Origin of the sequence: Paenibacillus sp. S-38, from assembly GCF_049942825.1 — a bacterium.
Classification (GTDB): domain Bacteria; phylum Bacillota; class Bacilli; order Paenibacillales; family NBRC-103111; genus Paenibacillus_G.
The window spans coordinates 983,496-995,982 of the sequence record NZ_CP187970.1; the positions used below are offsets into that span (position 1 = coordinate 983,496).

A 12,487-nucleotide genomic window follows, 5' to 3' on the forward strand; every position below is an offset into this window, starting at 1 on the left:
TATATCGTGGATTTTCTTTTTGGGCTATGTCCGGTACGATAGGTGACATAGGGAAAACACAACTGCACAGGGAGAGTGAGTGTCAATGAGAAGAATTGGAATCGGACTTCAGCTTTATACGCTCCGCAATGAAACCGCTGCCGATTTTACCGGTACGCTTCGCAAGGTGGCTCAGCTTGGATATGAGGGCGTGGAGTTCGCGGGCTACGGCGGCCTCCAGGCGGAAGAGCTCGGCGCGCTGCTGAGCGAGATCGGACTCAAGGCCATTGGCTCCCACGTGTCGCTGCAGAGCCTGGAAGAAGATCTGCAGGGCCAAATTGACTATATCAAAGCGATCGGCGGCCAATATCTGATCTGTCCTTATGTAGCTGACGAACGCCGTGGCACGCCGGAAGACTGGCAGAAGCTCTTCGCCTTCTTCGAGGAAGTAGGAGCGGAAGTAAAGAAACAAGGGCTGACGTTCGCTTACCATAACCACGCCTTCGAGTTTGAATTGAATGTCGGCGACGAGTACGTATTCGATGCCATGTATTCGTCCACTACGCCGGAGTCGGTACAGGTGGAGATGGACGTATGCTGGGTGCAGTTCGCCGGACAGGATCCGCTGGCCTATATTCCGCGCTACGCCGGCCGTCTGCCGCTGCTTCACCTCAAGGACTTCAACAAGGACGAACAGGGCAGCATGCAGACCCTGGAGCTGGGCCAAGGCGTGGTAGACCTCAAGGGCGTGATCGCCGCTGCCTCGGACGCAGGTGTCGAATGGCTGATCGTCGAACAGGACAACTGCCAGAACCCGCCGCTGCAGAGCGTGGAGAACAGCTTGAACTGGGTCAAAGAAAACTACCTGCTCAGCCTGTAACCCAAACCATTATCCCGCCAATCCTCCATACGATGATCTCTGTATATCAGAAAAACCAATCCAAAGGAGTAGTTGAAACGTGAGCAAATTGAGAGTTGCCGTTATCGGCTGCGGTTCCATTTCGAAGCACCGCCACATCCCGGAATATGCGGCCAATCCGCATGTGGAGCTTGTTGCTTTTGTCGATCCGGTAGGAGAGCGTGCAGAGCACTACGCCGCCCTGCACGGAGGCAAAGCCTTCTCGGATTACGAGACGATGCTGAGCGAGATCAAGCCGGATGCCGTGAGCGTCTGCACACCGAACGCGACGCATGCGCCGATCTCCATTGCTGCCGCCAAAGCGGGGGCGCACGTGCTCGTAGAGAAGCCGATGGCAGCCACGGAAGAAGAGGCCCAGGCGATGATTGAGGCGGCCAAGGCGGCCGGCGTCTACCTGATGGTCGGCCACAACCAGCGCTTCATGCCTCCGCACGTGAAGGCCAAAGAAGTGCTGAGCTCCGGCCGTCTCGGCAAGGTGCTGACATTCCGTACGTCGTTCGGCCATCCCGGACCGGAGGGCTGGAGCGTCGACGGGCGCGAGAGCTGGTTCTTCCGCAAGCCGGAAGCGGTCATGGGCGCCATGGGCGACCTCGGCGTGCACAAGTCGGACTTCATCCGCTGGCTGCTCGGAGAAGAAGTGGCTGATGTGACGGGATTCATCGGCACACAGCACAAGGAAGGCACGGAAGTGGACGACAACGCCATCTGCGTACTGCGCATGAAGAGCGGGATCATCGGCGCCCTGGTTGCCTCCTGGACGTACTACAAGGGCGAAGACAACGGAACCATTCTGTGGTGCGAGAACGGAGTCCTGAAGATCGGGACGGATCCGAACGACCAGGTGATCGTCGAGCTGCGTGACGGAACGGTCGAGCGCTACAAAGTTGGCGCCATCGCAACCAACGAGAAGCAGGTAGCGAGCGGAGTCATCGATGCGTTCGTGGAGTCGATCGTGACGAAGACGCCTCCAAGCGTATCCGGCGAGGAAGGCCTGCGTTCGCTCAAGGTCATTCTGGCGGCCTTCGAATCGCAGAACACCGGCCGGGTGATCTCGCTGTAACATCCAGCCGGTCAGGCTGAAGAGGGCGCTGGGCCGCCCGCCACACAACAGGACGCTCCTGCCAGGGAGCGTCCTGTTTGGTGTGGGTCTGTGCTGCCGGTAACAGGGAGGCCTGGTTGGCCGCCCGTCACTTGGGAGAGCCGGCCTGCTGCTTGAGCCGGCGGAACTGCCTCAGCATGGAGAGGCGCCAAGGGACGATGCTGCCGAAGGCGAGCAGGAAGAACAGCGCCCCGGTCTGCGGGATCGAAATATGACGCTCAATATAGGTGTGCAGGGCGATCCGCAGGCAGAGCAGCCCGAGGAGAACGAATATGAACGTTTTGGAGCGTCTGACGTAGATGGCGCCCTCTCTGTACTCCAGTTTCGAGCTGGTGATCAAGGGGTAAGAAAACAGTACAGCTCCGGCTCCCAGAGCGATCAGCGCCCAACTGACGGGCAGGTGAAAGTAAGGGGAGATGAACATCAGGAACCCCGTGCTCATCCCGAGCGGGGGCATGATGATAGCTGCGGCGGATACCGGCCGGCGTCCTGCTCTGCTTCGCACGAAGATGGCCAGAACGGCCATGACGAGCATCCCGATGCCGGATAACGCCTGAAGATGAAGAGCTCCGAATTGAACCATAACCGATTCCTCTCTTTCCTCCCCATTATACCACTCCCGGCCGGTGTTAACCAAAGGGAGCGTTTGGTGTTTGCGGCAGGCGGAGCGGGGACGAGCCGTGGTTCTCCCAAAAAATAAATCGAGGTGATTCCCATGCTGTATGCCAATATCCTGGTCGCTTACGACGGTTCGAACGAGTCGGATCTGGCGCTGTCGCATGCGCTGCAGCTGTGCGATCTGCTGCCCGGCGCGAAGCTGGAGGTGGTGCACGTATTCAACATGCCGAGTCTGATGTTCGGGGAAGCCCTGGTTACGGCACCGGCGGATGTCTCGCGGATCGAATACCAGCATGCCGAATCGATCGTGGAGAAGGCGCGTTCGGCGCTCGCAGGGAGGAGCGGAGCCGAGGCGAGGATGCTGCAGGGCGCTCCGGGCAAGGTGATCCTGGCGCGCGCCGAGGAAGCCGGATGCGACCTGATTATTCTTGGCTCGCGCGGACTGAGCACACTGGGCGAATTCATGCTCGGCAGCGTCAGCCATCATGTCGTTCAGCATGCGAAGGTGCCTGTCTTGATCGTCAAGTGACGGTCGGGGCGATCCCTTGGGTCCCGTGACGGAAAAAGATCAGAAAAAACGTTCACGGACGCTGAAAAAATTGTCGAAGCATCTGGACGATGGTCAAAAAAAGCTATATAATAAATCTGTTTTCTTTTATTACTTGGGTCTTACATATAATGTGGGATTTATTAACATGGGGGGGTTCATCAATCATGAGATCATGGATGAAAACAACGGCAGGCCTGATGCTTGCCGCAACGCTCGTGCTCACGGGCTGCGGCTCCAAACCGGCGCAGGAAGGCGCAGCGGGCGGAGACAAGCCGGCGGCGGAGAAGCCGGCAGGCGGCAAGAAGGCGGAAGGCTTCAAGGTAGGTATGGTCACGGACATCGGCGGCGTCAACGACAAGTCGTTCAACCAGAGCGCCTGGGAAGGCCTGAAGAAGGTTGAAGCGGATACGGGCGCATCCGTGAAGTACCTGCAGAGCAAGAGCGATGCCGATTTCATCCCGAACCTGAACCAATATGTCAAAGATAAATACAATCTCACCTGGGGCATCGGCTTCCTGATGGGCGATGCGGTTAAGACGGTGGCCACCCAGAACCCGGACGCGAAGCTCGCGATCATCGACAACGTGGTGGAAGCTCCTAACGTCGAGTCCGTTACGTTCGCCGAGCACGAAGGCGCGTACCTCGTCGGCGTCGTAGCCGGTCTGACCACGAAGACGAACAACATCGGCTTCGTCGGCGGTCTGGACATTCCGGTTATCAAGCGCTTTGAAGCCGGCTTCCGTGAAGGCGTGAAGGCCGTGAACCCGAACGCGAAGCTGACGATCAACTACACGGGCGCCTTCGACAAGCCGGACCTCGGCAAGGCTGCTGCCGCTACGATCTTCAACGACGGCGCAGACATCGTGTTCCACGCTGCAGGCGCTACGGGCAACGGGGTCTTCAACGAAGCGAAGGACCGCGTGAAGTCCGGCAAGAAGGTATGGGTGATCGGCGTAGACAAGGACCAGTCGCTTGAGTTCGGCGACGATGTGACGCTGACTTCGATGATCAAGCGCGTGGACCAGGCGGTGATCCGCGTGACGACGGATCTGGTCGACGGTAAGTTCCAGGGCGGCAAGCAGGTTACCCTCGGTCTGAAGGACGACGGCGTAGGTCTGCCGGAGACGTCGAAGAAGAACGTATCTGCAGACGTGCTGAAGAAAGTAGAAGAGTACAAAGCTAAGATCGTCAGCGGCGAGATCAAAGTTCCGGAGAAGTAAACCGAAACGCTCGGCCCAAGCAGCTGCGCGGATTCAGGGATCCGCCCAAGATTACCAACATCATAGTCCATGCACACACTCCGACAAGGCTGGTGTAATCACCGGCCTTGTCGTTTGATTTGAGCGCTGACAACAGAGGAGGAACGCCCATGAGTACACCGGAAGTGGCGGTCGAGCTGCAGGGAATCACGAAGCGGTTTCCCGGCATCACAGCCAATGACGGCATCTCCTTCCAGCTGCGGAAGGGGGAAATCCACGCGCTGCTCGGCGAGAACGGAGCCGGCAAATCGACGCTGATGAACATCCTGTTCGGCTTGTATCAGCCGGACGAGGGGCAGATTCGTGTCAAAGGCAGGGAAGTGGCCATCGATTCCCCGACGAAGGCGATCGAGCTCGGGATCGGGATGGTGCACCAGCATTTTAAGCTGGTACAGCCGTTCACCGTCACGGAGAACATCATTCTCGGCAGCGAGCCCCGCAAAGGGACTTCGATTAACTACAAAGCCGCGGAAGACAAGGTCGCCCGGATTTCGGCGCAGTACGGCCTGATGGTCGATCCCAAAGCGAAGATCCAGGATATCTCGGTCGGGATGCAGCAGCGTGTGGAGATCTTGAAAACGCTCTATCGCGGGGCGGATATCCTGATCTTTGACGAGCCGACGGCGGTATTGACCCCGCAGGAGATCGGGGAGCTGATGGAGATTCTCCGCCTGCTGGCCCGGGAAGGCAAGTCGATTATTCTCATCACCCATAAACTGAAAGAAATCATGGCGATTGCCGATACTTGTACGATTATCCGCAGGGGGAAGGTGATCGACTCCGTTAACGTGGCGGAGAGCTCGCCGCAGGAGCTGGCGGAGAAGATGGTCGGCCGCAGCGTATCCTTCCGCGTGGACAAGCGCAGGGCGCAGCCCGGCGAAAAGGTGCTCGAGGTGACGGACCTGCGCGCGCTCGACAACCGGAAGGTGCCGGCGCTGAACGGCATCTCACTGCATGTGCGTGCAGGTGAGATTCTCGGCCTGGCCGGCGTTGACGGCAACGGGCAGAGCGAGCTCATCGAGGCGCTGACGGGGCTTCGCCCCGCCGTGTCGGGCGAGATTCGTCTGAAGGGACAGCCCCTGACGAATCTGCCTCCGCGCACCATCACTGAGGCGGGCGTGTCGCATATTCCGGAGGACCGGCACAAGCACGGCCTCGTGCTCGACTTTACGATGAGCGAGAACATGGTGCTCGAGACGTATTACAAGCCGCCGTATAACCGCGGCGGGTTCCTGGACCGCAGCGCGATTGACCGGCAGGCGGAGCGTCTCATCCGTGACTTCGACGTGCGGACGCCGAGCATCCACAACAAGGCGCGTTCGCTCTCCGGAGGCAACCAGCAGAAGGCGATCATCGCCCGTGAGCTCGACAAGCAGCCTCAGCTGCTTATCGCCGCGCAGCCTACGCGGGGACTGGACGTCGGTGCGATCGAGTTCGTGCACCGCAAGCTGATCGAGGCGCGGGACGAAGGCAAGGCCGTGCTGCTCATTTCCTTCGAGCTCGACGAGATCCGCAACGTGTCCGACCGGATCGCCGTCATCTCCGGCGGCCGGATCGTGGGCGAAGTGGATCCGGAGCTGACGAATGAAGAGGAGCTTGGCCTGCTCATGGCAGGCAGCGAAGGCAAAGGAGGCGCCCATGGATAAATTGATGCGCATCATGACGAAAGACTCGGCCCTTGTGCCCCTGGGAGCCATCCTGCTCGGCCTCCTGTTCGGCGCCCTGGTCATGCTGGTGGGGGGTTATAATCCCATCGTCGCGTATGCTGCGCTGCTCGACAAAGTGTTCGGCAGCGCCTATGACTTCGGCGAAGCGGTACGCGAGATAACGCCGCTGATCCTCACCGGTCTTGCCGTAGCGTTCGCGAACCGGACAGGCCTGTTCAATATCGGCGCGGAGGGCCAGTTCATCATGGGGATGACCGGCGCTGCGATCGTGGGGATCAAATTCGATCTGCCGTGGATCATCCACATGCCGCTGGCGGTCATCGCCGGTGCGGTGCTCGGCGGCTTGTGGGGCGGTCTGGCCGGCTACCTCAAAGCGAAGCGCGGCGTGAACGAGGTTATCACCTCCATCATGCTGAACTGGACGGCGCTGTTCCTGGCCAACTATATCGTGAATACCTTCCTGCTCCAGCCGGGGCAGCAGCGTTCGTATGAGATTCATGAGTCCGCCTCTCTCACGATCGGCTGGCTCTCGGAGCTTATGGGCAATGCCCGGGTGCACTGGGGGACGCTGATTGCGCTGGCCGGTGCGGCGATCTTCTATATCGTGCTGTGGCGGACGCGGCAGGGGTACGAGCTCCGCGCCGTAGGCCATAACCCGGAAGCCGCAAGGTATGCCGGGATGAACGTGAACAGCAATATCGTCCGCGCCATGTTCATCGGCGGCGTCTTCGCCGGCCTGGCCGGCGTAGTCGATGTACTGGGGGTCTTCCACTACCAGACCGTTATGGCCGGTTCGCCGGGCTACGGGTTCGACGGGGTGGCGGTCGCGCTGCTCGGCGGGAACAATCCGATCGGCGTCGTGCTGGCCGCGATCCTCTTCGGATCGCTGACGTACGGCTCGGCGGGCATGAGCTTCGCCGCGGACGTACCGCCGGAGATCATCCGCGTGGTCATCGGCTCCGTGATCTTCTTCGTTGCAGCCCACGGCATCGTCCGCGGACTGATCCGCCCGTTGAAGGGCAAATCCAAGAAAGAGGGGGCGGCTTAACATGGATCTGCTGCTGAAGCTCGGCGAGCTGATCAATATCACACTGGTGTTCTCCACCGCCCTCATCTTCACCGCGATGGGCGGGATCTTCTCGGAGAAGTCCGGCGTCGTCAACATCGGTCTCGAAGGACTCATGGTCTCCGGTGCCTTCGCTGCGGCGGTAGCTACGTATACCGCGGAGGAAGCGGGCATGGGGGCGGTGTCCCCATGGGTGGGGCTGGTCGCGGCCCTGCTATTCGGAGTCATCTTCTCCTTAATTCATGCGGTTGCCACGGTAACCTTCAAAGCCGATCAGGTGGTCAGCGGGGTCGTCATCAACTTCCTTGCTGCCGGACTGACGGTCTATCTTGTCAAAATTATGTACGACGGTGCGGGTCAGACCGAGACGCTGAACGAAGTGTTCAGCAAGGTGAAAATTCCGTTCCTGTCCGACATTCCCGTCATCGGCAAAGGCTTCTTCGAGGCTTACCCGACGACCTACCTGGCGCTCTTCGTTGTGGCGCTGACGTATTACGTGCTCTATAAGACTCCATTCGGCCTCCGGCTGCGTTCGGTCGGGGAGCATCCGGGCGCTGCGGATACGATGGGGATCCGCGTCTCCCGCTACCGGTATATCGGTGTTATGATCTCCGGTGCACTGGCCGGACTCGGCGGGGCGACGATCACGCTGACGACGACGAGCTCCTTCTCCCATAACACGGTGTCGGGCCAAGGCTTCATCGCTTTGGCGGCCATGATCTTCGGCAAATGGCATCCGCTCGGCGCCCTGGGGGCGGCGATGTTCTTCGGCTTCTCCCAGGCCATCCGCAACTTCGTACAGCTGTTTGACTTCGCGAAGGGCATTCCGATGGAATTCCTGTACATGCTGCCGTATGTGCTGACGATCCTGGTGCTGGCCGGAGCGGTCGGCCGCGCGAAGGCGCCGTCGGCGCTCGGCGAAGCGTACGATCCGGGCAAGCGTTAATCTCATCCCCAGCCAGAAGGCAATACCCACTAAGGCGGCTTTCGCTCTGCAGTGCAGAGCGGAAGCCGCCTTATTTGAATTAGCGGACCAGCGTCCTATGCGGACCCTCAGCCCTCGAAGCCCTCCCGCGGCCGCGGCACACAGCATGGGCTTACGGCGGTGGCAAGCCCCGGCTGCACACAGCCGCGTGCCATGCCGGCGGGTCACTGCAGCTCTTCCGGCCGCGAACCCGGCTCCTCCTCTTCCTCGCCGGTGCCGCCTTCGGCGTACCCTTCGGCCAGGACCCCGCCGAAGGGAGCGAGCCAGCGGCGGGTGAGCGCGGCCAGCGGCTCCTTGTCCCCGGAGCCGTAATAGGCCTCCAGCGCCGCATGAAGCTCACCGGCGGCCGCCGCATCACAGCGCTGCAGGCCCCGCTGCAGCCACTTGCCCTCGCCGATCCACTCGCCCCGCGTGCGCAGGGCGAAGTCGGCCAGCTGCTCCGCGAGCTTCGCCGTAATGAAGAGCGCTTCCTCGCGCCGCGGGCAGCCCTCGAAGTCGGCCAAGAACTCGCCCAGCAGGTATCGGGCCTGGCGCAGCTCCTGCCGGCTCCAGGGCGGCGGGCCCGCGAGCAGGTCGCTGCGCGCTTCGGCGACGATGCCCTCTATCTCTTCCCCGCCGAACAGGATATGTCCCTCCGCACACATCCGCAGGAGGGAGGGAATGGCCGATTCGACCGCCAGGTCGAAGAAATACCGGTACGTGTCCTTCGTCAGGACGAAGGTCTCAATGATCCAGCCTTCCGATTGGTACGTCCGCCGGAAGGGGCCCTCCTGGCTCTCGTCGAAGATCACGAGATCCAGATCCGACGAGGGGGTGGCTTCCCCCTGGACGGTGCTGCCTGCCAGGAGGGCCGCTTCGCAGGCGGGAAATTCCCGCCGGACGAATCTTCGGGCCGTATCCTCTCCGCTGCTTCTCATTCGTTCACCCCCAACCGAGTTGCTTGCAGGCGCCATTCTGCCTGCCATCACGTGCAGACAGCATATGCGTATGGGAGAAGATGCATGCCGGGAGACGCCTCCAAGAGCACGGAGGGAGCGGCTGCAGCCGCCGATGCTCCCTATGCACGGGGAAGCCGGTACAGGCGGACGACATGCGTGCCCAAGTCCCCCTATTTACGGGCAAAAAACAGGGCATGAGCCAAGGACGTCTGATGGGCCTCAATCAGCTCATCGTGGGCCAAAGAGGTCTGCCATACGGCAGCATCCAGAATGGCTCCCTGATCCATGAGCTGATGGGGGTCCGGATGCTCCGCCAGATCCTCGCCGGGCGGCCGGCCGAACGGCAGATGGTCCCACACTTCGGCAGCCATGAATCCGGCGCGAAGCAGCTCTTCCTTCCAAGCCTCGTCGCTGAGAAGACCTCCGAAGCCGAAGAAACCCGCCAGCTGCTCATAGGCCTCCGGGGTAAGGGAGCCGGCGAGAATGACTTCTCTGTCATACAACAGACCGCCGGGGGCCAGTACCCGGCTGTACTCGCGCAGGGCGTCCGGAATCGAGGCGAAATTCGTGACGGACTCGGCCAGCACGACATCGAATGAGCCGTCTTCGAACGGAAGCTCGGTGATGCTGCCTTCCACAAACTTCACCTGTACGCCTTGAAGCTCCGCCCGGCGTTCAGCCTTCGCTAGCATCTCCCGGCGGATGTCGAGGCCGGTGACATTCAGGCCCGCAGCCGCGAGATGGCAGGCGGTGCGCCCTGTGCCGCAGCCGACTTCAAGGACCCGGCTGCCGCCGGGCAGAGGGAAACGCTGCAGCTGGGACAAGGTGGCCGAGAAGCCTCCGGGATGTGCGCTGGAGGCGCCGAGGCGGGTAAGCATATCCAAATAATCCATGAGAAATCCTCCTGTCAGGCCATTAGACGTTTTTCCATTCTATGTGCCGGGAGGCCGTAAGGGCAGGGACGAATGCCCCTTTTCAAAGCATGAAATTGCGTTCCTCCAGTGTGGAAAAGCCGGAGGGGCTGTATCTTTTTACCGGGAATGGGATCGGGGAAGAAAAGAAAGGCTACGATGGTACTCTTGAAACTTGGAGGGTTGGGTCATGAAGGCAGCCACGTGCAGGATCATCATCAAGACGCTTGTCGGGTTCTCAGCGCTTCTGCTTGCAGCCTCTTCCACAGAGGCAGACGCACGCCCCCAAGCACCGCCGGCGCCCGCGAGAGTTACAGTCCAGTCCTCCCCGCAGAGCGGCCTTGTTACCGAGCTTGAAATCCAATCGCCGGATGTGATCAAGGGGCTGGACCAAGCGAAGAAGGAGCCGGATCCCGCCAAGCCGCTGACCGATACTTATATCACCTGGAGAGACGGCGGCACGGAAAGACGGCTCGCCATGGACGATAACGGAGGATGGTATGAGGAGGCCGCTGGGGTTCGCTGGGAGTTTCCGGCGCAGGTGCGCGCCAAGCTGGAGGGGTATGTCAAGGCCGCCCGGAGGGCCCACTACGGCAGACTCCTCCCGTGGGAGGAAGCGAAGAAGACGGTGACGATGAAGAGTGTCTGCACCGTTACGGACCTGGAGACGGGCCTGAGTTTCAAAGCGCAGCGCCGGGCGGGAAGCAGCCATGCGGATATGCAGCCGGTGACCAAGGCGGATACGAAGATCATGAAAGAGATTTACGGAGGCTCGTGGAGCTGGCGCCGCAGGGCGGTGCTGGTGAGCAGGGATGGCGGTCCAGCCATTGCGGCTTCGATGCACGGCATGCCTCACGGCGGTGACGGCATCCCGGGGAACGGATTTTCGGGGCACTTCTGCATTCATTTCCTGGGAAGCTCCACCCATAAATCGAAGAATGTGGACCCCGATCATCAGTGGATGGTCTACAAGGCGGCGGGCCGCTTGGATGAAGCCCTCCGCAAAGCGGGTCCTTACGGGGTGGCGCAGGGCTTCCTGGTTGCCCTGAACCAGCATGAAGCCGGCCTGCTCCAGCACCTCTTCTCGGATCCCAAGCATCCTCAGCTGCAGTATTTTCAGACGGCGATGAAGGAGATCCAAGGGATCAGGGCCAAGGAGCCGAAGGAGCTTCCTGAGCCTCCTGGGGAGGATGCGCTGACAGCGGAGATCCAAATGGATGCAACCGTATACCGGGAGGGGCATAAGCCGGAGCATCAGATCTTTCACTTCCGGATGAACCGCAGGGACAAGGACGCCCCTTGGCAGATTGCCGACTTGTCGATCACCGCATAACCCCTTCCCGGAGAAGGGGTTTTGTTCCGTAAAGGACGGCGAAGCCGTTTATCTTGTGGACTTCGTCTTCAACACCCATAACCCCCGTACCTGCTGAGGTGGTGCGGGGGTTTTTGTCAGGAGGATAAATTCAAAACGATGCCGAGCTTACTTCGGGTTCTGCAGAAGCGCTTCCCGGTCGAGGGCACGGGGGGTCTTCTCCAGCCACTCATTGCGGATCAGGGCTTCGGTCACATCCTCCGTATAGTTCCCGGCCCCCGCAATAAGCGCCAGGAAGGCTGCGACGACATCATGCTTCATTGCCGAGCCGAGGGCTTGGCCGTAATGCGTGATCAGCGAGCCGAACAGCCCCGAGATGTGGCAGAGCATGAGACGGTCCGAGAAGAGAGGGGACTGCGAGTCCCTCACATCGCTCATCAGGGAAGGCGCCCGTGGAAGGTCGTCCTGTTCAAGCAGGCGTCCGAGACGCTCCAGATGCTCCTCAGCCGTCTGAGTGCCCCGGACGCACAGCGTCTGCAGATCTTTGCGCTGAATGGTCTGAGCGAAGGCGGTACAGAGCGCTTGGATCAGGCCGGCCAGCTCCATGCCCTTATAGACGTTGGCGATCTCCATGCTGTGCAGCGGCCGGGTATCGCCGAACCCCCCCTGCAGGAAGCTGGGCTTCTGAATATGCTCGGGTTCGTCGGGGACGGGAATGACAGGAGGCCGGGTATACAGTCCTTTGGACAGCAGGAGCTCCAAGGTTTCCTCGTAGAGACGGGAGGCAGCTGCCAGAGAGTCGGCACTGAAGCAACGAAAGTCCTCACGCACCGAGACGGACAGAGATTCCGCATAGAAGTGAAGCCCCATCCGGGCCCCCTGCAGCAGGTAGAAGAGGAAAAAGCGTTCTTCAAACAAGGCCGGCCGGGAAGCGGCGGACTCCGATTCGACGAATCCGCGGGGCAGAGCACACTGCTCCCCGGACAACAAAGCAGCGCGCTCCCGGTTATTGGAGCGGGCAAGATTCAAAGCATGCGCTATACTCCGCAGCACTTCCGGATCGACGGCCTGCTGTTCGAAGGCGCTAAGCACGCACTGCGACATGTCGTCGATCATATAGCCTGTCGACAGGTATCCGATCTCGGAGCTGGTGAGCCTGGGCGTTGGGATAGACATGGACATTC

Annotated in this window: 12 protein-coding genes; 8 read left to right on the forward strand and 4 right to left on the reverse strand. The window is 60.7% G+C overall.

Annotated features, from left to right (window positions below; all coding sequences use genetic code 11):
* The first annotated feature begins 85 nt into the window (after positions 1 to 85).
* Together ACP26L_RS04570 and ACP26L_RS04575 are read left to right on the forward strand one after the other, a co-directional pair.
* Complete coding sequence (locus tag ACP26L_RS04570; RefSeq protein WP_426451387.1) at positions 86 to 859, forward strand: sugar phosphate isomerase/epimerase family protein; 774 nt, start codon at positions 86 to 88, stop codon at positions 857 to 859.
* A gap of 79 nt (positions 860 to 938) precedes the next feature.
* On the forward strand, positions 939 to 1,958 hold the full coding sequence (locus ACP26L_RS04575; RefSeq protein ID WP_426451388.1) for a Gfo/Idh/MocA family protein: 1,020 nt from the start codon (positions 939 to 941) through the stop codon (positions 1,956 to 1,958).
* 127 nt (positions 1,959 to 2,085) lie between these two features.
* On the opposite strand, the gene ACP26L_RS04580 is transcribed toward ACP26L_RS04575, so the two are convergent.
* Positions 2,086 to 2,580, reverse strand: coding sequence for a CcdC family protein (locus ACP26L_RS04580; protein ID WP_426451389.1), 495 nt, complete (start codon positions 2,578 to 2,580; stop codon positions 2,086 to 2,088).
* A gap of 132 nt (positions 2,581 to 2,712) precedes the next feature.
* On the opposite strand from ACP26L_RS04580, the gene ACP26L_RS04585 reads away from it, so the two are divergent.
* The 5 genes from ACP26L_RS04585 to ACP26L_RS04605 all read left to right on the forward strand — a co-directional run bounded on the left by ACP26L_RS04585 (position 2,713) and on the right by ACP26L_RS04605 (position 8,103).
* Complete coding sequence (locus ACP26L_RS04585) at positions 2,713 to 3,144, forward strand: universal stress protein (protein WP_426451390.1); 432 nt, start codon at positions 2,713 to 2,715, stop codon at positions 3,142 to 3,144.
* A gap of 185 nt (positions 3,145 to 3,329) precedes the next feature.
* Entirely contained in the window at positions 3,330 to 4,385 is a 1,056-nt protein-coding gene (locus ACP26L_RS04590; protein ID WP_426451391.1) for a BMP family lipoprotein, read from the forward strand.
* Between the two features lie 149 nt (positions 4,386 to 4,534).
* On the forward strand, positions 4,535 to 6,070 hold the full coding sequence (locus ACP26L_RS04595) for an ABC transporter ATP-binding protein (RefSeq protein WP_426451392.1): 1,536 nt from the start codon (positions 4,535 to 4,537) through the stop codon (positions 6,068 to 6,070).
* Complete coding sequence (locus tag ACP26L_RS04600; RefSeq protein WP_426451393.1) at positions 6,063 to 7,139, forward strand: ABC transporter permease; 1,077 nt, start codon at positions 6,063 to 6,065, stop codon at positions 7,137 to 7,139. The genes ACP26L_RS04595 and ACP26L_RS04600 overlap by 8 nt, the downstream gene beginning before the upstream one ends.
* 1 nt (position 7,140) lies before the next feature.
* A complete protein-coding gene (locus ACP26L_RS04605) occupies positions 7,141 to 8,103 on the forward strand; it encodes an ABC transporter permease (protein WP_426451394.1) in 963 nt (320 codons plus the stop codon).
* 203 nt (positions 8,104 to 8,306) lie between these two features.
* On the opposite strand, the gene ACP26L_RS04610 is transcribed toward ACP26L_RS04605, so the two are convergent.
* On the reverse strand, positions 8,307 to 9,059 hold the full coding sequence (locus ACP26L_RS04610; protein ID WP_426451395.1) for a nucleotidyltransferase domain-containing protein: 753 nt from the start codon (positions 9,057 to 9,059) through the stop codon (positions 8,307 to 8,309).
* 191 nt (positions 9,060 to 9,250) lie between these two features.
* Entirely contained in the window at positions 9,251 to 9,973 is a 723-nt protein-coding gene (locus tag ACP26L_RS04615) for a class I SAM-dependent methyltransferase (RefSeq protein ID WP_426451396.1), read from the reverse strand.
* Between the two features lie 208 nt (positions 9,974 to 10,181).
* Here ACP26L_RS04615 and ACP26L_RS04620 point away from each other — a divergent pair, with 208 nt between their 5' ends.
* Positions 10,182 to 11,324 carry a hypothetical protein gene (locus ACP26L_RS04620; RefSeq protein WP_426451397.1) on the forward strand — a complete coding sequence of 381 codons (1,143 nt, stop codon included), beginning with the start codon at positions 10,182 to 10,184 and terminating at the stop codon, positions 11,322 to 11,324.
* Between the two features lie 147 nt (positions 11,325 to 11,471).
* Here the strand turns inward: ACP26L_RS04620 and ACP26L_RS04625 are convergent, their stop codons facing one another.
* A complete protein-coding gene (locus tag ACP26L_RS04625; RefSeq protein WP_426451398.1) occupies positions 11,472 to 12,479 on the reverse strand; it encodes a DUF3231 family protein in 1,008 nt (335 codons plus the stop codon).
* Positions 12,480 to 12,487: the final 8 nt, after the last annotated feature.

What these genes read in the sequence shown, in the direction of transcription:
- ACP26L_RS04570 (WP_426451387.1), top strand. Translation starts at nt 86, where the DNA reads ATGAGAAGAATTGGAATCGGACTTCAGCTTTATACGCTCCGCAATGAA.
- ACP26L_RS04580 (WP_426451389.1), bottom strand. Translation starts at nt 2,580, where the DNA reads ATGGTTCAATTCGGAGCTCTTCATCTTCAGGCGTTATCCGGCATCGGG.
- ACP26L_RS04585 (WP_426451390.1), top strand. Translation starts at nt 2,713, where the DNA reads ATGCTGTATGCCAATATCCTGGTCGCTTACGACGGTTCGAACGAGTCG.
- ACP26L_RS04590 (WP_426451391.1), top strand. Translation starts at nt 3,330, where the DNA reads ATGAGATCATGGATGAAAACAACGGCAGGCCTGATGCTTGCCGCAACG.
- ACP26L_RS04595 (WP_426451392.1), top strand. Translation starts at nt 4,535, where the DNA reads ATGAGTACACCGGAAGTGGCGGTCGAGCTGCAGGGAATCACGAAGCGG.
- ACP26L_RS04600 (WP_426451393.1), top strand. Translation starts at nt 6,063, where the DNA reads ATGGATAAATTGATGCGCATCATGACGAAAGACTCGGCCCTTGTGCCC.
- ACP26L_RS04605 (WP_426451394.1), top strand. Translation starts at nt 7,141, where the DNA reads ATGGATCTGCTGCTGAAGCTCGGCGAGCTGATCAATATCACACTGGTG.
- ACP26L_RS04610 (WP_426451395.1), bottom strand. Translation starts at nt 9,059, where the DNA reads ATGAGAAGCAGCGGAGAGGATACGGCCCGAAGATTCGTCCGGCGGGAA.
- ACP26L_RS04615 (WP_426451396.1), bottom strand. Translation starts at nt 9,973, where the DNA reads ATGGATTATTTGGATATGCTTACCCGCCTCGGCGCCTCCAGCGCACAT.
- ACP26L_RS04620 (WP_426451397.1), top strand. Translation starts at nt 10,182, where the DNA reads ATGAAGGCAGCCACGTGCAGGATCATCATCAAGACGCTTGTCGGGTTC.
- ACP26L_RS04625 (WP_426451398.1), bottom strand. Translation starts at nt 12,479, where the DNA reads ATGTCTATCCCAACGCCCAGGCTCACCAGCTCCGAGATCGGATACCTG.